At 42.0% G+C, this 23665-nt stretch carries 21 protein-coding genes; 12 read left to right on the plus strand and 9 right to left on the minus strand.

Annotated elements, in window-relative coordinates; genetic code table 11:
• Positions 1–593: 593 nt before the first annotated feature.
• The 3 genes from lpdA to AC59JO_RS28295 all read left to right on the plus strand — a co-directional run bounded on the left by lpdA (position 594) and on the right by AC59JO_RS28295 (position 3169).
• Positions 594–1997: a dihydrolipoyl dehydrogenase gene (gene lpdA / locus AC59JO_RS28285; protein ID WP_121234164.1), complete on the plus strand. Its 1404-nt coding sequence runs from the start codon at positions 594–596 to the stop codon at positions 1995–1997.
• A 109-nt stretch (positions 1998–2106) separates the two neighbouring features.
• Positions 2107–2727, plus strand: coding sequence for a TlpA family protein disulfide reductase (locus AC59JO_RS28290; RefSeq protein ID WP_497309679.1), 621 nt, complete (start codon positions 2107–2109; stop codon positions 2725–2727).
• A 1-nt stretch (position 2728) separates the two neighbouring features.
• Positions 2729–3169, plus strand: coding sequence for a sterol desaturase family protein (locus AC59JO_RS28295; protein ID WP_497309681.1), 441 nt, complete (start codon positions 2729–2731; stop codon positions 3167–3169).
• Here the strand turns inward: AC59JO_RS28295 and AC59JO_RS28300 are convergent, their stop codons facing one another.
• Positions 3170–4072 (minus strand): tetratricopeptide repeat protein, encoded by a 903-nt coding sequence (locus AC59JO_RS28300; RefSeq protein ID WP_497309683.1) that lies wholly within the window; start codon positions 4070–4072, stop codon positions 3170–3172.
• Positions 4073–4126: 54 nt separating this feature from the next.
• Positions 4127–4693, minus strand: a complete 567-nt coding sequence (locus AC59JO_RS28305; RefSeq protein WP_497309685.1) for a hypothetical protein — start codon at positions 4691–4693, stop codon at positions 4127–4129.
• A 333-nt stretch (positions 4694–5026) separates the two neighbouring features.
• On the opposite strand from AC59JO_RS28305, the gene AC59JO_RS28310 reads away from it, so the two are divergent.
• Entirely contained in the window at positions 5027–6007 is a 981-nt protein-coding gene (locus AC59JO_RS28310; RefSeq protein ID WP_497309687.1) for a glycosyltransferase, read from the plus strand.
• Positions 6008–6039: 32 nt separating this feature from the next.
• Complete coding sequence (locus tag AC59JO_RS28315) at positions 6040–7710, plus strand: ArnT family glycosyltransferase (RefSeq protein WP_497309689.1); 1671 nt, start codon at positions 6040–6042, stop codon at positions 7708–7710.
• A 5-nt stretch (positions 7711–7715) separates the two neighbouring features.
• Here the strand turns inward: AC59JO_RS28315 and AC59JO_RS28320 are convergent, their stop codons facing one another.
• The 5 genes from AC59JO_RS28320 to AC59JO_RS28340 form a co-directional block, all read right to left on the minus strand.
• The gene (locus AC59JO_RS28320) at positions 7716–8309 is read right to left on the minus strand and encodes a hypothetical protein (protein ID WP_413666033.1); all 594 of its coding nucleotides are present in this window, start codon (positions 8307–8309) and stop codon (positions 7716–7718) included.
• Positions 8310–8367: 58 nt separating this feature from the next.
• The gene (gene porD, locus AC59JO_RS28325) at positions 8368–9261 is read right to left on the minus strand and encodes a type IX secretion system protein PorD (protein WP_413666032.1); all 894 of its coding nucleotides are present in this window, start codon (positions 9259–9261) and stop codon (positions 8368–8370) included.
• Positions 9258–10451: a bifunctional phosphopantothenoylcysteine decarboxylase/phosphopantothenate--cysteine ligase CoaBC gene (gene coaBC, locus AC59JO_RS28330; RefSeq protein WP_497309692.1), complete on the minus strand. Its 1194-nt coding sequence runs from the start codon at positions 10449–10451 to the stop codon at positions 9258–9260. The genes porD and coaBC overlap by 4 nt, the downstream gene beginning before the upstream one ends.
• Positions 10452–10579: 128 nt before the next feature.
• Positions 10580–10912: a DNA-directed RNA polymerase subunit omega gene (locus AC59JO_RS28335; RefSeq protein ID WP_090529735.1), complete on the minus strand. Its 333-nt coding sequence runs from the start codon at positions 10910–10912 to the stop codon at positions 10580–10582.
• Between the two features lie 30 nt (positions 10913–10942).
• Entirely contained in the window at positions 10943–11869 is a 927-nt protein-coding gene (locus AC59JO_RS28340; RefSeq protein WP_413666030.1) for an outer membrane protein assembly factor BamD, read from the minus strand.
• Between the two features lie 454 nt (positions 11870–12323).
• On the opposite strand from AC59JO_RS28340, the gene AC59JO_RS28345 reads away from it, so the two are divergent.
• The 7 genes from AC59JO_RS28345 to AC59JO_RS28375 all read left to right on the plus strand — a co-directional run bounded on the left by AC59JO_RS28345 (position 12324) and on the right by AC59JO_RS28375 (position 21407).
• Positions 12324–14180: a CocE/NonD family hydrolase gene (locus AC59JO_RS28345; protein WP_413666029.1), complete on the plus strand. Its 1857-nt coding sequence runs from the start codon at positions 12324–12326 to the stop codon at positions 14178–14180.
• Positions 14181–14301: 121 nt separating this feature from the next.
• A complete protein-coding gene (locus AC59JO_RS28350) occupies positions 14302–14928 on the plus strand; it encodes a M949_RS01915 family surface polysaccharide biosynthesis protein (protein WP_413666028.1) in 627 nt (208 codons plus the stop codon).
• Between the two features lie 18 nt (positions 14929–14946).
• The gene (locus tag AC59JO_RS28355) at positions 14947–16617 is read left to right on the plus strand and encodes a M1 family metallopeptidase (RefSeq protein ID WP_497309695.1); all 1671 of its coding nucleotides are present in this window, start codon (positions 14947–14949) and stop codon (positions 16615–16617) included.
• A 12-nt stretch (positions 16618–16629) separates the two neighbouring features.
• Positions 16630–18294: a M1 family metallopeptidase gene (locus AC59JO_RS28360; protein WP_497309697.1), complete on the plus strand. Its 1665-nt coding sequence runs from the start codon at positions 16630–16632 to the stop codon at positions 18292–18294.
• A 274-nt stretch (positions 18295–18568) separates the two neighbouring features.
• Positions 18569–19312 (plus strand): head GIN domain-containing protein, encoded by a 744-nt coding sequence (locus AC59JO_RS28365; RefSeq protein ID WP_497309699.1) that lies wholly within the window; start codon positions 18569–18571, stop codon positions 19310–19312.
• Positions 19313–19487: 175 nt separating this feature from the next.
• Entirely contained in the window at positions 19488–20513 is a 1026-nt protein-coding gene (locus AC59JO_RS28370) for a proline iminopeptidase-family hydrolase (RefSeq protein WP_497309701.1), read from the plus strand.
• A 54-nt stretch (positions 20514–20567) separates the two neighbouring features.
• Positions 20568–21407: a DUF2911 domain-containing protein gene (locus tag AC59JO_RS28375; protein ID WP_497309703.1), complete on the plus strand. Its 840-nt coding sequence runs from the start codon at positions 20568–20570 to the stop codon at positions 21405–21407.
• A 351-nt stretch (positions 21408–21758) separates the two neighbouring features.
• Here AC59JO_RS28375 and AC59JO_RS28380 read toward each other — a convergent pair whose 3' ends face one another.
• Positions 21759–22484, minus strand: coding sequence for a DUF2490 domain-containing protein (locus AC59JO_RS28380; RefSeq protein ID WP_413666022.1), 726 nt, complete (start codon positions 22482–22484; stop codon positions 21759–21761).
• Positions 22485–22639: 155 nt separating this feature from the next.
• Positions 22640–23665: a lipid A deacylase gene (locus AC59JO_RS28385; protein ID WP_413666021.1), complete on the minus strand. Its 1026-nt coding sequence runs from the start codon at positions 23663–23665 to the stop codon at positions 22640–22642.

The raw sequence follows: 23665 nt of genomic DNA on the forward strand, positions 1-23665 counted from the left end.
AAATTATTTTTACCCATTTTTAACCCATTCCCTATAACTCACTATTCCTCAATAAGAAAAAGTTTAAAGCAAGCCGCTTAAAGCTTTCCCCGAACCTTATTTAACCCGCATCACTACTTCTATATTATCATTCAATATTTATATGAATAACATTTATAATGTACCGCTACCCGCGTTTCGTTAGTTTGGCATTATATCAATTGCATATTTCTTACAGGTGACTAACGCACTTATATTATATAGCATCAGGATAATTGACCACAACTTGTTGACAACAGAAGGCTACTCCCTTGTAGTACCCGTGTTAGGGATAGCAGTGAAAAGCCCACAGTGCGGGTTGGGTTTGTGCGCAAGAAAGACGAGGACTTGCAACGGATAGCCCGGGCCGCAGGCAACACCATAATTTCTGAGCAGGGATTTGTAAGCATTTTCGAAAAGAGATTTTTTTGTCTTAACTCCAGATGACCATTCTTTAATTCTATGAATTCAAGTTCATACAACGAATCTCCAATCACTATCTCAACTTTAACAAAATACTGTTTATTACACCTTTAATAATCCTTAACTTTGCCCACCATAAAATACACACTACTATGCAATATGATGTTATAGTTATAGGTTCGGGCCCCGGTGGTTATGTAGCCGCTATCCGCTGTGCCCAGCTGGGTTTAAAAACCGCAATTGTTGAAAAATATAATACCCTTGGCGGTACCTGCCTTAATGTAGGCTGTATCCCCTCAAAGGCGTTGTTGGATTCGTCTGAACACTACCACAATGCTGCCCATGCTTTTAAAACACATGGCATCAACCTTAAAGATCTTTCGATAGATTTTGGGCAGATGATCAAACGCAAACAGGAAGTTGTTGATGCCAACACCAGCGGTATCAGCTACCTGATGAAGAAAAACAAGATCGACACTCACTTTGGTGTAGGATCATTTAAAGATAAAAATACCATCACCGTTAAAAAGAGCGATGGTACTGTTACTGAGATCACCGGTAAAAATGTGATCATTGCTACAGGTTCAAAACCATCGGCACTGCCATTTTTGCCTATTGATAAAAAACGCATTATCACTTCAACCGAAGCTTTAACCCTGAGCGAAGTGCCTAAACACCTGGTATTGATCGGTGGTGGCGTTATCGGTTTGGAGCTGGGGTCGGTTTATGCCCGTTTGGGTGCTAAAGTATCTGTAATTGAATTTATGGACGGCATTATCCCAACAATGGATAAAGGCCTTGGTCGCGAATTACAGAAAGTGTTGACCAAACTGGGTATGGAATTTTACCTGGGCCACAAAGTTACCGGCGCTGCTGTAAAAGGCAAAGAAGTAACAGTTAGCTTCGATACCCCTAAAGGCGAAAAGAAAGAACTTAAAGGCGATTACTGCCTGGTAGCTGTTGGCCGTATTGCTTATACCGATGGTTTGGGTTTGGAAAATATCGGTATCACCGTTGAAGAACGTGGCCGTAAAATCACAGTTGATGAGCACCTGGAAACCAAAGTTAAAGGTGTATACGCTATTGGTGATGTAATTAAAGGCGCTATGCTTGCTCACAAAGCTGAAGACGAGGGTACGCTGGTTGCCGAAATTATTGCCGGCCAAAAACCACATATCGATTACAACCTGATCCCGGGAGTAGTTTATACCTGGCCGGAAGTTGCCGCTGTTGGTCAAACAGAAGAGCAATTGAAAGCAGCGGGTGTTAAATACAAAACAGGTTCGTTCCCATTCAAAGCAAGCGGTCGTGCCCGTGCCAGCGGTGACCTTGATGGTTTCGTAAAAGTATTGGCTGATGCTACTACCGACGAAATTTTAGGTGTACACATGATTGGTCCACGTGCTGCAGATATGATAGCCGAGGCTGTTGTGGCTATGGAGTATCGTGCAAGTGCCGAAGATATTTCGCGCATGAGCCATGCCCACCCAACGTATACCGAAGCCATGCGCGAAGCATGTTTAGCAGCTACCGAAAACAGGGCGATACATATTTAATTTCGGAATTGGGATTTTCGATTTTGGATTTTTAATTTGAAATATTTAAAAGCGGTTATCATTTGATAGCCGCTTTTTTAATTTTAAGTTAGCGGTAAATACTTCTGTTATGAAAGTAATAACCTGCTCCTTATTCGCATTTTTAATTTTGCTCGGCTTTACGGTTAATGCGCAAACCAAACAAATTAAATCGGTACCTGATATTGAGGTTTATGATATCAACGGAAAGCATACTACACTAAAAAAATTGGGGCAAAATAAAGTACTGTTCATTGATTGCTGGTTTGTCCCTTGTCCGCCTTGTTTTCGCGAGATGGGTATGTTGCACAAGCTTTACGCAAAGTACAAGGAGAATAAGAACTTTTGCTTCATAACACTATGCCAAACCGATAGCGGCATAGTTAAGCGGTTTATTTCACAAGATAAATCGATAGATAATTTTGTTAGAATGTATAAGGATTTTAGTAAGCGTCAGGATTTTAAATTACCTGTTTACTTTATACCCGGTTGCAATGAAAAAATTTATACGGGTAAAACTTTAGCTAAATATACGCCAGATGATAAAACCAAATGCCCTGACAGGCAGTTTGGTTTTAGGGGATATCCAACGGTTATTATCTTCAATAAGCGAGGGAAGCTGATTTTCAAGAAGACCGGCTATGGTGATCACGAAGATGAAAACAATCTAAAAATGGAAAACCTGATAGTGCAGAACATTGCCGCTAAATGATATGAAAATATTAGCATATATAGTTATTGTGCTATCGACGATTGCGTTCATGGAACTCATCTCCTGGGCTATGCATAAATACCTTTTCCACGGGCCGTTGTGGTTTATCCACAAAACCCATCACCAACAAAGGCATGGCTGGTTTGAGCTGAACGACTTGTTCAGTATAGGCTTCGCGACTTTTGCTTTATGGCTGATGTGGATAGGGCATTTAAGTTTAGATTATCGTTTTTGGATCGGGACTGGCATCAGTATTTACGGGATCATCTATTTCATTTTTCACGATTGGTTTATCCATAACCGCTTTAAAGCTTTTAAAAGCGATAACCGCTACCTGGCTGGGATTCGCCGGGCACATAAGATACATCATAAATCGACGGAGAAATATCCATCAGAAGAGTTTGGCTTATTGGTGGCGAGCAGGAAGTGGTTTAAGAAATAATTACGGCTTATTGAGCTCGGTTATTTTTTTATCTGCCTGCGCTTTCGCTTCATCGTCGCCGTATTGTTTTACCAGCCGATAGTATTTGAGGGCATCAGGCTTGTTCCCTTGTAACTGGTAACAATAGGCAATGTTATTTAAAACTATATAGTCGTGAGAAGCCAGTTTTTCGGCTTTCAACAATGCTTCCAATGCATGAGCATAGTCCTTTTTTGCAAGATAGCTAATGGATAAATCGGAGAGGCTGACAACATTATCAGGCTTGTATTTTAATATGGCAAGGGAGATATCACGGATGTGGTCCATGTTTTGATCCCCTGCGTTATATAATTGTATAACATAAGTCTGGATATTGCTGAGCATATAATTTTCGGGATCTTCTACCGGTTTACCTTCGCTCCAGATCCATTTGAAACCAATAGTTTGTCCGTAGTTAACGGCCTTGATAATTTCTTCGGCAAACGCTTTGTAGTTTTCTATTCTGCCCAGCAGGTAAACTTTGCCGAAACGCATGTCCAGTCGTGCCGGAAATTTGGCTATGCCGGCATCAATATATTCAAATCCCTTATTCAAATAAGTTAAATTATAGGAAGTTTGACCACCGCCAAGATAACCGGCAACCTTGCCTGTGCTGTCGGTAAGCTGTAAACTTTGACCTGCGGGTTGATCTTTTTGAATACTCAGAACTTCAGTTAGCCCCTTTTTTGCGTAATAGTTATAGCTGGCTATGTAGAAGTCGGGATCGTTTGTGCCGGTTTTTTGCCAGCCTTGCAATAGTTTAAATGCAGCGGCCGTATCATCTTTGGCTACAAGGGCCTTAAAATCGGCCATGTGGTTCTGGGCGGAAACTGGCCGGGCAAAGCAGACAACAGCCATCAGTAAAAAGGTTAACTTAAGTTTCATTGTGACAGGAATGGATTTTAGAGTGAATGTACTTTATACGATTGGGCAATAAGATTATTTTTTTGACTCAGACCACTGTTTTTCAAAAAGCTCACCTGTAGCTTTATTGAACTCGTTACTGAAAATCGGTTCGGCGGGTTTGCCCGTTTTTATATCGTATACATAAGGCACTATATGATCTTTATTATCAAATATTTTATCGCCATTACTATCGAGTTGAATCTCAATAAGTAATTTATTTGTTTTTAGAATACGTTGCCAGCTAACAACGTTTAGGTTGCCCGGCGATATCTGTTTGAAGTTATTCCCGGCTTTGTCAGACATGAACAGATATTTAGGATCGTCATAGTCAAGTTTTCCATCCTTGTTGAAATCATCAACTATTATTGAATAGCAAATGAATTTTCCATCACTCAGGAAACTCTGCGACGCATTAATAACATCAGTATCTGAATAATATTCATCGTTATGTGAGCTTGTAAATTGGTTCTGCTCATCATATTGGAGGATTACCATTTTTCGATTATCAAGCAAATGATATTTTTTTGATAAAGAATTATAGAAAACTATATTCCAATAAGACACTTGTCCGGTTGATTTAATACCTCTGTCTTCTGCCATATTGGGGTTTATTAATGGAAACATGACATTTTCCGAACTATCTAACAATACAGCATTTCTAAAATCTGTAACGATAGACAGAGGTTTGGCAGCAGTGTCGTTATAAATGGCAGTCGGATTATTGTTTGAATTATTTGAATGATTACCACATCCGAATAAAAATACCGGGCAGAAAATTAACAATTTGCTTAGGTTTCGCATAAACAGGTTTAAATTGTAATAAGTATAAATTTAGACCTAAATATAACTAATTGTGTTGAAGGATAAACAGGTATGTATTTAGCGCCGCAATTATCGCCCTCAAATCTTACTTTTGCCGGATAAGGAGTAACTATGAACATCCTCATTGTAAACAACACCCCAATCCCGGCAACCAAATATGGTGGCATCGAACGTATTGTCTGGTGGCTTGGCCGCGAATTGAACAGACTCGGCCATAAGGTTACCTACCTGGTTGGAGAAGGTTCAACCTGTCCTTTTGCAAAAGTGCTAATTTATGATCCGACTAAGGAGATTAATCAACAAGTACCTGATGAAATTGACATAGTGCACTTTTTTTTCCAAATGAACGGATTTATTAAAAAGCCTTATATCATTACGTTGCAAACAAATCCGGGTGAATCGGAACTTGATATCAACACAGTGTTCGTGTCAGCTAATCATGCAAAAAGATATGGCTCGTCGATTTTTGTGCACAACTCCGTTGATATAGCAGATTACCAAACTCCCCAACTGGATAAAAAGCGTACGCATACTCACTTTCTCGCAAAGGCCGCCTGGCGGGTAAAAAATGTAAAGGGGGCTATTGATGTAGCTACCATGAGCGAGAATAAACTTATAGTTCTTGGCGGTACACGCCTAAACTTTAAGATGGGCCTGCGTTTTACGCCCAATTTAAATGTGCGTTTTAAGGGTATGGTTGGGGATGAAGCAAAATCGATAGTGATGAACAGCTCGAAGGCCTTGCTTTTCCCCGTACTGTGGCATGAACCATTCGGGATAGCCATTATTGAAAGCCTTTATTTTGGATGTCCGGTTTTCGGTACTCCTTACGGCTCGCTACCCGAGCTGGTACCCGCGGAGGTTGGATTGCTCTCGTCAAGTAAATCTGAATTAGCCGCCGGGTTGAAAAACGTTGAAAGTTTTAACAAACATTACTGTCACCAGTACGCGGCCGATAACTTTAATATCGCTAAAATGGCTGCCGAATACATTGTATTGTATGAGCGCGTTTTGAATGGGGAAACTCTAAACTCGGCCAAGCCTGAGTTGATCAATAACGATCAACCCAAATACCTGCCGTGGAATAATTAAAATTCAGCTATTTTTGGGCATAAATATTTTTAGTGGATAGTACAGCAGCTTCAATTTTTTCATCGCAAAAACGGCCTTATTTTATTGTGCTGTTATTAGCTATCGTGCTTAATGTAGCCGGTATCGGCATCAAATTTTTTACCGATGATGGGGCTTTGTATTCGGCCCTCGCGCGCAGCATGGCGCAAAGCAATAACTTTACCGACCTGTTATATCATGGTGCCGACTGGCTCGATAAGCCGCATTTCCCTTTCTGGATTATCGCTATCAGTTTTAAGATTTTCGGCATCAATACTTTTGCCTATAAATTGCCGGCCTTGCTGTTCTTTTTCATGTCGGTGGTGTACACTTACAAGCTTGCCAAAAAGTTTTATGGTGATGAAACAGCCATTATCGCTATCCTGATATTGCTTACAGCCCAACACAGCCTAATGTCAAATACCGATGTACGTGCCGAGCCTTATATTATGGGGCTGCTCATGGGCGCCGTTTACCATTTTTATAAAGTAAAAAAGCGTATCAGCATTGCCGATATACTATTGGCTTCCATATTTACAGCATGTGCTGTAATGACCAAAGGTATTTACCTGCTTATCCCGATAGGGGGATCCATCATTGGCGATTACCTGTTTAAAGGAAATATCAAGGGTGTTTTCCACTGGAAATGGCTGTTGTCGTTTATCCTGGTAGTGATATTTACTTTGCCCGAAATATATTCGGTATACATGCAGTTCGACCTTCACCCCGAAAAAGTTGTTTTTGGTCGTACCGGGATTTCCGGAATCCACTGGTTTTTATGGGATAGCCAGTTCGGGCGTTTTAACAATAACGGATACATTACCAATACCCACGGCGATAAGCTGTTTTTTGTGCACACCCTGCTTTGGGCTTTCGCGCCCTGGGCTATTATCCTGTTCTACTCACTTTATGCTACCATCAGGAAAATGGTTAAGCGTATTGCCCAGCCCGAATATCTGTGTATCTCTGGTGGAGTTTTAATGTTGCTAATCTTTTCGGCATCGAAGTTTCAGTTGCCATTTTATACCAATATCCTGTTCCCGTTTTTTGCTATTATAACAGCGGCTTTTATTAGTTCATTAAAAGTTGATGCAGAATTTAAGTTTTTCAAGATCGCCCAATACATCATTACGTCTCTTTTATTGGTTGCTGTTATAGCGCTTAACTTCGTTTTTGCGCCGGAGTGCTGGCCCGTATTTGCTGTATTGATTATAGGATTCATTGGCCTGGTTATCTACATTTATAAAAAACCGGCGCAGATTTACCAGCCAGTATTTTTATTTACCTGTGCCGTATCAGTTCTGGTGAATGTTTACCTCGTAACCGTTGCTTATCCTATTATTGTTGACTACCGCGGAGATCTTTCAGCAGCCGAATACCTTAATCAAAACTATCCCCAGCAGAAAGTAAGTGCGGCGGTTTTATCAAACACCTTCGATTTTTACTACAAAGGTGAAGCGACTTATACTAATGTTGATGATATCTTAAAAACAGACAGTCTGAAAAGCCGGATCATTGTAGCCGACGAAAAAGCGGTAGCTGAATTAAAAGCAAAGGGAATTACCTATAATACGGTCAAAGCATTTCAGGATTTTCCTCATGAAAATCTGAGCCTGCCATTTATTATTAAAAAGAAGAGAGCTGCTACTTTAGATCAGTTTTATTTGATCAGGTTGGGTAAATAATGGCGTTAAACAAATCGTAAGACATCGCCGATCGCTGTAATTAAAACAAAGCCTCCGAATATATAGAGTGCCGTTCTCACCAATATCCTCATCGGGTTTAAATAGCTATTTCTTAATTCGGCCTGTTTACTTGTATCTGCTATTTTCTTTATCTGCCAGGATACATAATTATTGTTTGTAAAAATGAAGTTGATGAATGTGTAGATCAGGAATAACATGATCACCAAATTTACTCCATGTATTTCTGCTGCTGTTACCGGTCCTGATTTTGGTTGTACATGGTATTGTGAAGTTGCGTGGCCGTGTGCCTTGAATGAAAGAAAAATAAGATAAAACACATGGACAATTAAAAAAAACACAGGTATCAATGCATTGATTTTAAAGTATGGATCGTTTTTGCCCGTCGCATTAATAAAACCAATAAGCATGTAAGCCTGGCAGGCCGTTGGGATAAGCATACCTATTATCAATAAATAGTTACTTATTTCTGAAATAACTCGCCGATTGTCTTGGTTGAGCGTCATAGTCATAAGTACCAATGCTACGACAAACGGAATCAGTAAAAGAATAGCTTTCCTGTAATTAAGGTTTAGTTGCATCGCGATAAAGTTTGAGGTTAAGATAGAAAGGTTAGCTTTTAAATAAAAGCACCTTTACTTATTTCTGCAATGTTTGATACTTATTCCCATTAGCAGGGTCTAGCTGTAAAAACAGGTTCATGGCGGTTAGGCGTTCCTGGTTATCGGCCTTGCTGTAAATGGAAACCAGCTCATCACTTTTTGCAGTATAAAATATGAGCGGTAGCATAGCTCCTACGCGCTGCCTGTCTATCTGCTGTAGCAGAGGTAGCAGGGCATCAATGGCTTTGCGGCCTTTGCTTACATTATCGGCCATTAAATCAAGCCCGTTGCGATGATAATCATACAAAAAGCTGCGCAGCGGGTTATATAATTTATTATTCAGATTTTCGGATAGCCAATAACGGTTCACATTGCCATCAAAAGCTTTCCAGCCGCTATACGATGATGTCTGAGCATTAGTTACTATAGTTTGGGCAGCCAAAAAATAAGGTGTTCCTCCAAATTTAGAAAAGCTGTCATAATCAAGCCCGATAATAATGTTGGCATAAAAAGCCATGATAGAGCTTAAATTGCCCTGAAAGTTTTGATCAGTGTAATCGATGGTCTGACCCTCGGTATAGCTAAAGCTGATGTCTTTATCATTGAGGTTTAACAAGGTAGATGTGTAAGATGAACCATACACCGGCCTTGACGATTGTACTTGCAGTTCGCCGGTAAAATTGCTGCTGCCATCCCAGTTGGTAACGTTCAGCACAAAATTGCAATCTATCCTTTCCTGTGGCAAAATTGGGTCGGCACTCCACTTGCGGCCGTTCAGAAAGTCCTTCATCGCCGTTTCCAGGGTTTGGAAAACTCGTTTATTGGCAACCTGTATTTTGGGCGATAAAACCTGCACACGGGCATTCAGGTCCTGGGCCATAGCCTGGCCACAAACAATCATCAGTACCGTGTAAAGCAGCAGTTTTTTCATCCGTTTATCATTTGGGCAACTTTATCGCAAATATCGCGGGCTACAGCTTCTTTAGTTTTTAAATCGAAAGAGGTTTGTTTAAGCTCCCGATCAATAATGGTTATTTTATTGGTATCGCCCGCAAAACCGGCACCCGCGTCATTGAGCGAATTTAGTACAATAAAATCAAGATTTTTCTTTTGCAGCTTGGTTATTGCGTTCATTTCCTCATCGTTGGTTTCCAGCGCAAAACCAACCAATATCTGCCCTGCACCTTTAGCTTCGCCCAGTTTTTTTAATATATCGGTGGTTTTCTTCAGCTCGATGGTTAAACCGCCATCCTGTTTCTTGATCTTTTGAGTGGCCACATCTGCCGGGGTATAATCGGCTACGGCAGCACTCATAATGCAGGCTTTTACATCACTGTAAACAGACAGACAAGCTTCAAGCATTTGCGCCGCCGAAGTAACATTTACCCGTTTAATGTTTTGTTGTTTACTTGTTTGAGCGGTAGGCCCTGTCACCAAAGTAACATCGGCCCCCATCGATGCCAATACATCCGCGATAGCGAACCCCATTTTACCTGATGAATGATTGCCGATGAACCTAACCGGGTCTATGGCTTCATAGGTTGGTCCGGCGGTTACCAATATTTTATGACCTGTTAAAAGGAGCTTTTTTTTTGATTCGGCTTCCAGGAAGGCAACAATCTCTTCAGGTTCGGCCATCCGTCCTTCGCCGTGCAGACCACTTGCCAGCTCGCCGTTTCCGGGTGCGATCATGATATTACCGAACGACTGCAACCTGCTTACGTTTTGACGTGTAGCAGAGTGTAACCACATATCAAGGTCCATGGCCGGGGCGAAATAAACCGGGCATTTGGCCGATAGATATACAGCGCTAAGCAAATTATCGCAAAGGCCATTGGCCATTTTAGCAAGAGTATTGGCAGTTGCTGGGGCAATAACCATCATATCGGCCCAAAGCCCAAGTTCAACATGGTTGTTCCATTCGCCGGTATCTTCCTTAAAATAATCAACCAGCGTTGGATTTTTTGACAGGGTAGAAAGTGTGAGCGGTGTAATAAAATGTGTTGCATCTGTTGTCATCACCACTTTAACGTTAGCTCCTGCTTTAACAAGCAGCCTTACCAGTAGTGCCGACTTGTAGGCTGCAATACTACCGCAAACTCCTAAAACAATATTTTTCATATGCCCCCTAACCCCCTAAAGGGGGAATGCTATGTTATAAAATTAAAAGTAACAAAAAACTCCCATACGGGAGTCTTTTGTTGTATCATGAATAATTTCCTATGCTCCCCCTTCAGGGGGCCGGGGGGCTAAACTTCTTTAGTTGGGTTACGGTAATAAACCTTACCGTCTAAAAATTCCTGAACCGCAACTAATGATGGTTTAGGTAATTTTTCGTAGTATTTTGAAATTTCAATTTGCTCACGGTTTTCAAACACTTCTTCAAGGTTGTCATTTGATGATGCAAACTCAGAAAGTTTCTGGTGAAGTTCTTCTTTAATGTTGTTCGAAATCTGGTTAGCCCTTTTTGACATAATCACAAGCGACTCATAGATGTTCTCTGTTTTGGTATCCAGCTCGCGTAAATCGCGGGTTACAGTGCTGCTGGCTGCTGCTGGTTTATTACTGTTGTTAGCTGTCATATCTTAATTTAACTCTTTAATATATCTTAATTAATATGGTATTTTTTGCGGCTGATTTTTTTCAGACGGCGCTGTAGTTGTTACAGTATCTTTAGATGCAAGCTTTTTGGCAACTTTTGAATTGCTCATTGCTTCGGCAATAAGGCGTTGAGCTTGTTTAATACCTTGCTGGCTGTCTTTTACATAAGTTTGCGTTTCGTGCAGGTATTTGCTGTTTGGATATTTTTCAGCAAACTGGTCGGCATAGGCTATAGCCTGGTTAAAGCGTTCCTCCTGTTTGGTTTCAAAGCTATGGTAAGCATACTGATATTGCGCTTTAACAATAAGGTATTCCATTTCTTCGCCGTATTTGGTATCAGGATAATCGCGCAAAGCGTTGTTAAACGCAATCACTGCCGATTGAAAATCGCTGATAGTTAAATAAAGTTTAGCGTTGGCATAAGCTTTGGTTTCCAGTTTATCGCGCAGGTTCTGGATCAGCTTGCTGGCTTCTGCCACACGGTCGCTTTTGGGATAAAGGTTAATAAACAACTGTAAAGCATCGATAGCTTTTAACGTGTTATCCTGGTCAAGCGAATATATAGGCGAATCAAGGTAGTAGCAATAAGCCGAAAAGAAACGGCATTCCTCAGCCCTTGGGCTTGAAGGATAAGTGTCTGCGAATGTTTTAAAGTGATACCTGGCCGACGTATAATCTTTTTGTTTGTAATATGTGAACGCGTAATAGTAAAAAAGATCCTCAGCACCTTCACGACCGCGATAACGTTCAACCAGCACCTCAAATAAACCTAAAGCTTTGTTATAATCTTTTTTGTTATAGTACTTAATAGCTTCCTGGTATTTTTTGGCGTAATCGTTACTGGCTTTTAACTTTTCGTATTTGCTTTTACAACTGCCAAGCGTAATAATTACGATAGCTAAAACACTGGCTAATAACGTTAGTTGCTTTTTAAACATTCTGCAAAGATAGTTAATAATATAAATCAATCAATTTTTATTTAGCCGCTAATATATAACGAGGCATTGGCTCGCTACCTATGTATATAGTGTATTTAACATCTTTTAACTATTGCCGGTTGAGGCATAATGTGCTGGTTAAATTAATACGGTTGAAATGGCTGTTTCTTATATTATTCCGGATTTTTTAAAACTTACTAAATGAAAAGTTATACAGGTTAAACCGCAGCAGGTTTATGTAATTTGCAGGATTGATTGCGAATGCTTGCTGTTTAAATGATAGCTGCACCAGTCGTTATAAACCCGACTATTATATCGGGGGCGGTCTATCTTAATCTGCCCTTTAAAAATTACCCTAAACACCCTGCATTTTACCCCATTTGTAACAGAACCGTTGATAAGTCGGTTTATCCTGAACTGTTTATTAAATTAGCCGATTAACACGACTGATCTCATGAAGAAAATTAACTTATTTTTTGTGCTGGTGTTACTATACACCGGCGTTAATGCTCAAAGTAGCTACGTAAAGGAGCATTTTACCAAAAAAGATGTGTACATCACCATGCGCGATGGTGTAAAACTGTTCACATCCATCTATACTCCAAAGGATGCTTCGCCACAAAACAAGTATCCGATGATGATGCAGCGCACTTGCTACAGCGTTGCCCCTTATGGTGAGGACAAATACCCTCAAAGACTTGGACCATCTGAAATTATGATGAAAGAGGGCTACATTTTTGTTTACCAGGACGTACGCGGCCGCTGGAAAAGTGAAGGCACCTGGACCAACATGACCCCGGTTATCGACAACAAAAAAAGTAAAAAAGATGTTGATGAAGGTTCTGATACCTATGACACCATCGACTGGCTGGTTAAAAACGTAGCCAACAACAACGGCAAGGTTGGCCAGTATGGCATCTCCTACCCCGGCTTTTATACCGCTGCCGGTATCCTGTCCAACCACCCCGCGCTCAAGGCCTCATCTCCTCAGGCCCCTATTTCCGATTTCTTTTTTGACGATTTCCACCACAACGGTGCTTTTATTGAAGGTTACTTTTTCACCTTCCCGGTATTTGGTGTTCAAAAAACAGATACAACAAGCAAAGCCTGGTATACCATGCTTAAACCCGACAGCAAAGATGGTTATCAATACCTGTTAGATCTGGGCCCGCTTAAAAATGCAGATAAGTTTTATCATGATAACTTTTTCTGGCAGGAAACCATCAACCACCCTAACTATGATGAGTTTTGGCAAAAACGCGGCCTGCTAAAACACTACGGCAAAGTAAAGCCTGCAGTAATGCTGGTTGGCGGCTGGTTTGATGCCGAAGACTTAACCGGTCCGCTGGCTATTTATAAAACCATTAACAAAACCGATCCGAACGCTTACAATACTATTGTGATGGGGCCATTCGGTCATGGCCGATGGTCGCGCGAAACGGGGCATACCATGCACAGCAATGTTTACTTTGGCGATAGCGTGGCTACCTTCTATCAAAAAAATATCGAGGCTAAATTCTTTAACCATTTCCTGAAGGGCAATGGCGATAAAAACTCCGGCTTACCAAATGCTTACATGTTTAATACCGGCAAAAAAGAATGGGCCACTTTTGACAAATGGCCTGCTGCAAATGCTGTACACGAAAAAATGTTTTTAGGGGCCGACGGCAAGCTTTCAACTACTCAAGCCGCATCTGCCGGTTCAGTTTCGTATGTAAGCGATCCGCTCAAACCGGTTCCTTATACTGAAGATAACACTACAACCATGGGCTTCACCCCTCACAATTATATGAGCGAGGATCAGCGTTTTGCAGGTCGCCGCCCGGATGTATTGGTTTACCAGAGTGAAGTATTAAATGATGATGTTACCCTTGGCGGCGAGATCATGGCGCACCTTAAAATTGCCACAACGGGTACCGATGCTGATTTTGTTGTAAAACTGATTGACGTTTACCCACCTGATGAACCTAACAATCCATACATGCCAAACAAAAACATCATCCTGAGCAACTACTGGCAAATGGTACGTTCGGAAGTAATGCCGGCACGTTTCCGCAACAGCTTTGAAAAACCAGAAGCATTGGTAGCCAATCAAAAAACAGATGTGAATTTCCGCCTGCAGGATGTGTTGCATACCTTTAAAAAAGGTCACCGCATCATGATCCAGGTACAAAGCACCTGGTTCCCTATTGTGGCTCGTAACCCACAAAAATTTGTGGAGAACCCGTATAAAGCAGATGAAAGTGATTACATCAAGGCAACCGAAACAGTTTATAATGATAGCTATATTGATGTACAGGTTTTGAAGTAAGAGATTGGTGATTAGAGGTTGGAGATAAGAGATTAGGGTTTTGCCCCCGCTTTCCTTAAACCATTGACCGGACTTTCTAATTCCGGCCAATGGTTTTATAAATAAGCTTTAACTTAGGTTTATGAAACTATCTTTCACCATCACATTGCTAATCATTATTACCCAGGTCTCTGTTGCTCAACTCAAAGTACTTAAGCTTAGCAAAGCAGATATCCCCAAATCCATTACTTACAAAGGACATATCATAAACGCGGTAAAATATACCGACAAAACGGGCGATCACATAGTGTTCACTACCGAAACCGGTGAAACGCCGGCAAAGAAAAGCGCAACCGATGATGGCCGGGATGCCGCCTTATATGCCTATCATTACGATATCACGGGCTCCGATCAGCTTGAGCTAAGCTGGCAAACGTATGATTTCATTTCAGACTGCAATGTAGATATTAAGGCAAATTACGTTCCGGGTACATTCGCTGTTACCGATGTGGATAATAATGGCATCGCCGAAGTTTGGTTGGTTTACCGCACCGCGTGCCGTGGAGATGTAAGTCCAAGTGAAATGAAGATCATTATGCACGAGGCTGATAAAAAATATGCCGTTCGCGGCACCAGCAAAGTCAAACTATCCGAAAAAGAATACATTGGCGGTACCTATACTTTTGACGCAGCCTTTAAGGCCGCGCCGGCTACATTCCGAAAATATGCTGCCGATACATGGAAGAAAAATATCATGGATACCTTTTAACCTGACACAATTAAGTACATGAAAATAAAACAACTATATCTTGCAGCGCTTACCTTACTAAGCACAGCAACAATTGCCCTGCCGGCGAAGGCACAGCTCCTGAAAGAAAAAGAGCAGTTTACCCGTGCTGATTCGCTTCGTGGTATGCTTACACCTTTACGCACTTGCTATGATATCAACTATTACCACCTTGATGTTAAGATTGATATCGATAAAAAGTTCATCAGCGGCAGCAACCAATTTAAATTCACCGCCACGCAGGATTTCAATAAACTGCAATTCGATCTGTTTGCTAATCTTAGTATCGCCAAAGTTGTTTACAAAGGCAAAGAGCTTACTTTCACCCGCGATGGAAACGCGGTATTCCTCAACTTTCCGCAAACCATAAGCAAAGGCAGTAAGGATGAATTTACCGTTTATTATTCAGGCAATCCAACCATAGCTAAAAATGCCCCCTGGGATGGTGGCTTGGTATTTAAAAAAGATTCCTTAGGCAAGCCCTTTGTGGCAACGGCCTGCGAGGGTGTCGGTGCAAGCATCTGGTGGCCGACTAAAGATCACCTGGCTGATGAGGTGGACAGCATGATGATCAGTATCAGCGCGCCTAAAGGGCTAAAAGACGTTTCGAACGGTCGCCTGCGTAAAGTAACCCAGCTAAAGGATGGCTACACCCGGTTCGACTGGTTTGTGGCCAACCCAATCAACAACTATGATGTGGCTGCCAACATTGCCGATTATACCCATTTTGAAGATACCTATATGGGCGAAAAGGGAAAACTTACCCTCGATTATTGGGTGTTGCCAACCAGTCTTGAGAAGGCTAAAAAACAATTTGCAGCCAATGTCAAGCCAATGTTGAAAGCCTTTGAACACTGGTTTGGCCCCTACCCTTTTTATGAGGATGGCTACAAACTGGTTGAAACACCTCATTTAGGTATGGAGCACCAAGGCGCAGTAGCCTATGGCAATCACTTCCTGAATGGTTATATGGGCTATGATTTATCAGGCACAGGCTGGGGCAGCAAATGGGACTACATCATTGTTCATGAAAGCGGGCACGAATGGTTTGGCAACAACATAACCGATAAAGACCTTGCCGATATGTGGATCCATGAAAGCTTTACCTGTTATTCCGAATCGCTTTTTGTTGAGGATAACTGGGGTAAAAAAGCAGGGCAGGAATATAATTACGGCTTAAGGCTCACCATTAATAATGACAGCCCTATAGTTGGCATTTACAATGTAAATAAAGAAGGCTCCGGCGATATGTACTCTAAAGGGGCTGTGTTTCTGAACATGGTCCGCACTATGATTAATGACGATGAAAAATGGCGCGGCATCCTGCGCGGGCTTAACAAAACTTTTTATCATAAAACGGTTACTTATGACGATGTGGTAGGGTTTATCAACCAACAATCGGGCATGAACCTTTCGGCCATTTTTGAACAATACCTGCATTACCGAAGCCTTCCGGTACTTGAGTTTACCAGTCATGAAAACAAACTTTATTGCCGCTGGATAGCCGAAGCTAAGGATTTTAATATGCCCATCAGGGTGCGCGTAAAGGGAGGAGAGTACAAATTCATCGCCCCAACAAAACAAATGAGCCCGGTTGAAATTGCAGGGGCTACCAAAGACAATATCGAAATTGATTACTTAAACTACTACGTGGGTGCGCTCATGGATTAATCCCCAATATAAATGAAAAATAAGTTCTTAAATATTTGCGCAATTGCTTTAGGGTTAACAATAACCGGCTTAGGAACCGCACAGGCGCAATTAGGCACCAACAGACAAACGTTTACCCGTGCCGATTCGCTTAGAGGCAGCTTAACACCACTACGCACTTGTTATGATATCAATTACTATCACCTTGATGTGAAGTTTGATATCGATAAAAAATTTATTAGCGGCAGCAACCTGTTCAAGTTTACGGCTACCCAAAATTTCACCAAACTTCAGTTTGATCTGTTTGACAATTTAAAAGTAGAGAAAGTAGTTTACGAGGGCGCCGAAATACCTTTTACCCGCGAGTTTAACGCGGTGTTTGTAACCTTTCCTAAAACCATAAAAAAAGGCAGTAAAGATGAGTTTATCGTTTATTACTCGGGTAACCCAACCATTGCCAAACGTGCCCCCTGGGATGGCGGCGTAGTTTACACTACCGATTCATTAGGCAAACCATGGGTGGCAACTGCCTGCCAGGGTATTGGTGCAAGCATCTGGTGGCCTACTAAAGATCATCAGTACGACGAAGTGGACAGCGCCCTGATCAGCATCAGCGCACCTAATGGTTTAAAAGACGTTTCAAACGGAAGGCTGCGCAAGGTGACCGACCTGAATAACGGTTACACCCGGTTCGACTGGTTTGTAGCCAACCCTATTAATAATTATGATATAGAAGCCAACATTGGCGATTACGCTCACTTTGAAGGCACCTACCAGGGCGAAAAAGGTCCGCTTACGCTTGATTACTGGCCTTTAAGCTACAACGTTGATAAAGCCAAAAAGCAATGGGAGCTTGATGCACCGCGGATGCTTAAATCATTTGAATACTGGTTTGGCCCCTACCCTTTTTATGAAGATGGATACAAACTGGTTGAAACCCCACATTTAGGTATGGAACACCAAAGCGGCACCGCCTATGGCAACCACTATAAAAACGGCTACCTGGGCCGCGACCTTTCAGGCACAGGCTGGGGTTTAAAATGGGATTTTATTGTAGTGCATGAAAGCGGGCACGAATGGTTCGGCAATAACATCACGTCAAAAGATGTGGCCGATATGTGGATCCACGAAAGTTTCACTAATTATTCCGAATCGCTGTTCATTGAAACCTATTACGGTAAACAAGCCGGGCAGGAATATGTGAACGGCACCCGCAAAAACATCCGTAACGACAAACCTATTGTAGGCCCATATGGCGTAAACATGGAAGGCTCAGGCGATATGTATTATAAAGGCGGCAACCTGTTAAACATGGTGCGTACCATCATCAACAACGATGAAAAATGGCGCAGTATCCTCCGCGGACTAAACAAAACCTTCTACCATAAAACGGTTACTTACGATGATATCGTAGGATACATCTGCAAACAGGCAGGTATGAACCTTGCCCCGGTATTTGATCAGTACCTGCACTATAAAGATATCCCCACCCTGCAGTTTGTAGTTAAAGACGGCAAGCTTTATTCCAAATGGATCGCCAATGCCGAAGGCTTTAACATGCCGGTAAAGGTACGCGTTAAAGGCGGCGGGTATATCTTTATTAAACCAACTACCCAGTTTACTCCGGTTAAGATTGACGGTATAACCAAGGACAATGTGGAGGTGGATACTTTCAATTATTATATTAAAGTTGAGTAAATGGTTGATTGGGTGAGTGGTTGGTTTACCCGAATGAGAAATTTTAGAATTCAGACTTCCGAAGTTTTAAAAACTTCGGAAGTCTTTTGTTTTTATTAAGGTTGATCTGTAAAGCCGGTGTCCGCTTTAACTACTCACTTAATCAAACCAATCACTCACCCAATCAACCGAATCAACTACTCACCGAAACCAACTCCACAAAAAAATCCAAATCCCGTGCAACTTTCCGTACCCCACCGGCGTCTAATTTGAAAACGAAACTAAAACAACCGTCATGAAATCGATTTCAAAAATATTATTAGCCACAGTGTTGGCAGCAGCAACCACAAGTTACACCATCGCGAAACCATCACACCCAATTGTTAAACATGCTGATCAAAGCACGCAAGACCGTCATTTATCTGGCTTCAGCGCTATTGACCTGGCCGGCTCATTTGATGTTTACTTTACGCAGGGATCAAATGAATCGGTAAAAGTTGAGGCGCCTTCAGATGTTATCGACAAGATCATTACCGAAGTGCAGGGCGGCGTATTGAAGATATACAGTAAAAAAGGTACCAGTTGGGATAACTGGAGTTTTGGCCGCAACCGCAAAATGATTGTTCACGTTGTAGCTAAAGATATGACCAGCATTAACGTTGCCGGTTCGGGCGATGTTTATTTTAAAGAAGGGATCACCACCAATTCATTAAAACTAAAAGTAGTTGGCTCGGGTGATATGCTGGGCAAATTAAGCGTAAAAAACCTGGATAGCAGCATTTCGGGCTCTGGTGACATGAAACTTTCGGGCCGTGCGGATAATTCAAGAGTAAATGTTGTAGGTTCGGGTGATTTCACCGCCCGCGACCTGATCACCATTAATACCGAGGTACATATAGCCGGTTCAGGCGATGCTACCATCAACGCCAGCAATAAAATTGATGCTTCGGTAAGCGGCTCGGGCGATGTTCATTATACCGGCGGGGCTAAAAACATTTCGAGTTCAAAAGCAGGCAGCGGGGATATTGAGAGGATATAGATTCCGGCTAAATTCTATCCGGCAGAAAGTAAAAACAATTAAGAAGTAATAGGGAGCGTCATTGCAATAACAGAGCAATGACGCTTTTTATTTTACAGTATTTGTGAAACTAATTTTATCCCGCTTCTTAGTATCTTTATACAAAAGAAACACTCCACCATTCCTATCGCTAACCATGAAAAAGCTATTCTTCATCATGATTGCTGCTTGCTTTTGCGCCTGCAATAATCCATCAAAACCAACAGCGGCAGACACCTCCGCCGAACCATCAAACACTCCCTACGAAGTAAAAACCGGGGGCAGTAAAATGATCAAAGTTGCCGGAAAATATAATGTATGGACGAAAAAAGTTGGCGATGGTAAAATAAAAGTATTGCTATTGCATGGCGGCCCGGGTTTTTCGCACGATTATATGGAATGCTATGAAGACTTTTTGCCCAAGGAAGGTATCGAGTTTTATTACTATGATCAGTTGGGCTGCGGTAATTCTGATGCACCTGCCGATACCTCTTTATGGAACATTCCCCGCTATGTTGAGGAGGTGGAGGAAGTGCGTAAGGGTTTGGGACTGGATAATTTTTACCTCATTGGCCATTCATGGGGTGGTATGCTGGCTATGGAATACCTGCATAAATACCAGTCGCACGTTAAGGGAGCGGTGCTATCAAACATGACAGCCGGAATTAAAGGCTATGTTACCTATGCTGCAGCGTTGAAAAAGAAATTCTTCACCCAGCGCGATATCGCAGTATTTGATTCGTTGGATAAACTTAAACAATACGACTCGCCGCAATACAATGACCTGCTCATGAACAAGCTATATTCGCAGGTGATCTGCCGGATTCCTTTAGATAAATGGCCGGAACCACTATGGCGTGCCTTTAAAAAAGCTAACCATACCATATACATACAAATGCAGGGCGTTGACGAGTTTCACGTAACCGGCAATTTTAAAGGATGGGAATTTTGGGACAAACTGCAGGATATAAAAACCCCAACCCTTGTTTTAGGCGGGGTACATGATGAAATGAACCCGGAAGATATGAAAAAAGAGGGACATTTATTACCTAACAGTCGTACTTACCTGTGCCCCAACGGTAGCCATATGAGCATGTATGATGATCAGCAAAATTATTTCAAGAACCTCATCGCATTTTTAAAAGATGTTGACGGAGGCACATTTACCGCAGATAAAAAATAGCATACCAATTATAATACAGCGTTTTATATTCCACCACCACTAAAACCGAAAATCATGAAAAAGTTACTGATCTGTGCCATCGCCATGATGGCCCTTACTGCGACGAATACCTATGCGCAGTTAACCCCTCAACCCAGCTCAACACAAAGTATTGTACAGGACTTTGGCCTCGGAAAAATCAGCCTGACTTATTCCCGCCCCGATGTAAGAGGCCGCAAAATATTTGGAGGCATGGAGCCTTACGGAACAGTTTGGCGCACGGGTGCTAATTCAGCCACGGTAATTAAATTTACCGACGAGGTAAGCATGGAGGGCAACAAGATCCCAGCAGGTGAATATGGCCTGTTCAGTGTTCCCGGCGAAAACGAGTGGACAATCATCCTCAGCAAACAGCCTAAGCAATGGGGCGCGTACATGTATAAAGAAGCTGATGACTTTGTGCGTTTCAAAGTTAAAACCGAACACCTTAAGGCTTTAACAGAAACCATGACCCTCGCCTTTACAAACGTAACAACAACAACCTGCGATTTACAAATGATGTGGGAGCATAGCGGCTTCACGGTTCACATGACCACCGATATCGATGCCAAAGTAATGGCCCGAATTGATTCGGCCATGAATACAGATAAAAAGCCATACTATGAAGCTTTGATTTATTATTACAACAACAATAAAGACATGGACAAAGCTTTAACCTGGGCAACTGAACTGGAGAAAGACAAGAATTTCCCTCCGTTTGTCCCTAAATTATGGAAAGCGCGGATCCTATTAAGAAAAGGTGATAAAGCTGCTGCCATAACCACAGCCCAGGAAGGTGTAAAAATGGCCACCGATATGAAAACAAATGAGTATGTTCGTTTAAATAACGAGGTAATTGCGCAGGCGAAGAAATGATGTGTTAATCGCCTCGCCCATCATTGTTCACAAAAAAACCTTGCCAGTGATATTGGCAAGGTTTTTTTATGCATACATCTTAAAAAATGTCATTTCGATAGAGTAGTGTGGGCTGAGCGATGGAGCGAAAGAGAATCTTCTACATCCGGCTCTATAACTATACTTGTAAAAGCAGGGCGTAGAAGATTTCTCCTCACCTCCGGCGCACAAACCCTCCCACTGGTTCATCGAAATGACATTTCTTTTTAAGGCGTTTACACAATAATTTCTCACGAGGGGTTTTCTTGTTTGTCAAGCAATCCTTTGACCGACTTTTTAAAGTACTCTCCATTGGAGAGGATTTAGCTGAGGTTAAAACCTTGTATAAAAAGCCAACTGTGCTACATGGTTTACCACATAGGCATCGGCTTGTTTTATATATTGATTCAAATATCCCGCCTCTGCATCAAATGCTTTGCTAAAGCGGTACCCAACGGCCACATAAGCACGGTTTTGATCAAAGAAGTGTTTATTCACTTTGTTTTTGTTTTGCACATTTACAAAGGCCTCGTTTTGCAGGGCGAGGAAAGTACCTTCAGTAAACACGTCCGAATCTGGTTTCATAGGGATCACCGCTCGGGCAAAATACCTGAAACGCTGGGCGAAATAACGATCGTTCTTATTATCGGCTGTGTTTCCTAAAAAGCGCTGCTCCAGCCTTAAACGGTGTGCCAGTTGTATATGTTTGGTCAATTTATGGGTGTAGGTATATTGCTGCCAGATGCGGTGCTCCGGACGAAAAGTTGTTTCATTGTCAGGAGTACGACCATAGGTAGCTATGTAGGCATAGCCTAATGCCCCTACCTTATTCTTAGCAAAGTAATAATTAGCCGAAGGGCGAAGCAGGATGTGTTTCAGATAACTTACCTCATCGTGTGAGCGCAATTGCCCGTCGAACGAATAGCCCCAATGTTCGGATAATTTCTGGCTGTGGAAAATAGCCGCCCAGCCCGAAAACTGGTTGTCCTGTGCAAGCAGCTTTGCAGGTGCCGCAAGCAATAGTACTGCAAAAATTAATAGTTGTTTTTTTAATTGCATGGATGATATATGTGTGTTATAAAGGTTAACATTATTGTAGAGACGCATCACATGCGTCTCCTTCAGGACAGAAGTTGCAGGATCTGTCCTTTAAAAATACTTACGAGTAGCAGATGACAGGCAACCATTCACCTAATCAACCTACTCTCCACTCACTAATCTTTAAACCTTACCAAAGTCTGCCGGCCCAGGTCAACCGTTACCCTGAAGGCTTCCTGGTTGCTACTGTAGCCCGGCGTTTGGTGCAGGCTCAATATGAACTGTCCTTTTACACGCTTGTATAAAAACGGCGTGTAAATAATATCCAAACGGTTATAAGTTTTCTTTTCAAAAAACGCGTCGCCATAAATAATATGGCTGCCCTGGCCCTTATAAAACTCATCAAACAACGCAAAACGTTTCCAGCTTAAATAGGCATTGGCCACAAAGCCGGTTGGTGTCCTGAAACCATCAACACCACGAACCCGCTCAAATGATGTCATGGCACCCGCCTCAATAGATAACGAATCTAAAATGGTTTTATGACTGAAGTCTAAACCTAATCTTATTTGTCCGCCGCCGTTATCCTGAATATGGTCATTAGGCAGCAATACTTCCGCCCCGGCATCATGCATCAATAAAAAGTAATGCGATACATAAAACGGCCCGGTCAGGCTCGGCCGGTACTTACCCGAAAAACCAAACAGGAACTGTTCACGGTCGGTAACTGTTTGGCGGCTCACCCAGTCAATCCAGGCAGTTTCTGTAAAATGATCATTATGAAAGCGTGTTAACAAGCCCTCAACATTGGGGCGATAGTAGCGTAAAGTATCGTTCAATAAGGCCCGTGGATAATCATCCAGCAAACCTTCACGCGGAAAGGCACCGGCATTGAATAGCCAGTTTTTGCCGGTAAAACTGTAATAGGCTACCGGGTTCACTTTTAAAAAATATGGTTTAGCGCCAAATTCGTGAATACCGTTAACACCTACAATGAAGTGGTTCAGGCTATCCACGTTTAGGCCAAGGTCAAGCGCTGTACGTACGCCCGAATAAGTACGCGAGCGGGCAACAAAATCCTTGTACTCACGGTTATCCATGAAACCTAAGCCATTAAAATGAATATCAAGACTGCCCTGTGCAAGAGCAGCAGCAGTGGTTATGATCGAGAAAAAGACTAAAAGATATATCCGTTTAAACAT

It is taken from the genome of Mucilaginibacter sp. A5337 (assembly GCF_059690695.1).

Coding starts and splice junctions, on each gene's coding strand:
- AC59JO_RS28350 (WP_413666028.1), top strand. CDS start 14,302: ATGAAACTATCTTTCACCATCACATTGCTAATCATTATTACCCAGGTC.
- AC59JO_RS28335 (WP_090529735.1), bottom strand. CDS start 10,912: ATGACAGCTAACAACAGTAATAAACCAGCAGCAGCCAGCAGCACTGTA.
- AC59JO_RS28385 (WP_413666021.1), bottom strand. CDS start 23,665: ATGTTTAAACGGATATATCTTTTAGTCTTTTTCTCGATCATAACCACT.
- coaBC (WP_497309692.1), bottom strand. CDS start 10,451: ATGAAAAATATTGTTTTAGGAGTTTGCGGTAGTATTGCAGCCTACAAG.
- AC59JO_RS28355 (WP_497309695.1), top strand. CDS start 14,947: ATGAAAATAAAACAACTATATCTTGCAGCGCTTACCTTACTAAGCACA.
- AC59JO_RS28345 (WP_413666029.1), top strand. CDS start 12,324: ATGAAGAAAATTAACTTATTTTTTGTGCTGGTGTTACTATACACCGGC.
- AC59JO_RS28360 (WP_497309697.1), top strand. CDS start 16,630: ATGAAAAATAAGTTCTTAAATATTTGCGCAATTGCTTTAGGGTTAACA.
- AC59JO_RS28370 (WP_497309701.1), top strand. CDS start 19,488: ATGAAAAAGCTATTCTTCATCATGATTGCTGCTTGCTTTTGCGCCTGC.
- AC59JO_RS28380 (WP_413666022.1), bottom strand. CDS start 22,484: ATGCAATTAAAAAAACAACTATTAATTTTTGCAGTACTATTGCTTGCG.
- porD (WP_413666032.1), bottom strand. CDS start 9,261: ATGAAAAAACTGCTGCTTTACACGGTACTGATGATTGTTTGTGGCCAG.
- AC59JO_RS28305 (WP_497309685.1), bottom strand. CDS start 4,693: ATGGCAGAAGACAGAGGTATTAAATCAACCGGACAAGTGTCTTATTGG.
- AC59JO_RS28365 (WP_497309699.1), top strand. CDS start 18,569: ATGAAATCGATTTCAAAAATATTATTAGCCACAGTGTTGGCAGCAGCA.
- lpdA (WP_121234164.1), top strand. CDS start 594: ATGCAATATGATGTTATAGTTATAGGTTCGGGCCCCGGTGGTTATGTA.
- AC59JO_RS28340 (WP_413666030.1), bottom strand. CDS start 11,869: ATGTTTAAAAAGCAACTAACGTTATTAGCCAGTGTTTTAGCTATCGTA.
- AC59JO_RS28295 (WP_497309681.1), top strand. CDS start 2,729: ATGAAAATATTAGCATATATAGTTATTGTGCTATCGACGATTGCGTTC.
- AC59JO_RS28310 (WP_497309687.1), top strand. CDS start 5,027: ATGAACATCCTCATTGTAAACAACACCCCAATCCCGGCAACCAAATAT.
- AC59JO_RS28375 (WP_497309703.1), top strand. CDS start 20,568: ATGAAAAAGTTACTGATCTGTGCCATCGCCATGATGGCCCTTACTGCG.
- AC59JO_RS28290 (WP_497309679.1), top strand. CDS start 2,107: ATGAAAGTAATAACCTGCTCCTTATTCGCATTTTTAATTTTGCTCGGC.
- AC59JO_RS28300 (WP_497309683.1), bottom strand. CDS start 4,072: ATGAAACTTAAGTTAACCTTTTTACTGATGGCTGTTGTCTGCTTTGCC.
- AC59JO_RS28320 (WP_413666033.1), bottom strand. CDS start 8,309: ATGCAACTAAACCTTAATTACAGGAAAGCTATTCTTTTACTGATTCCG.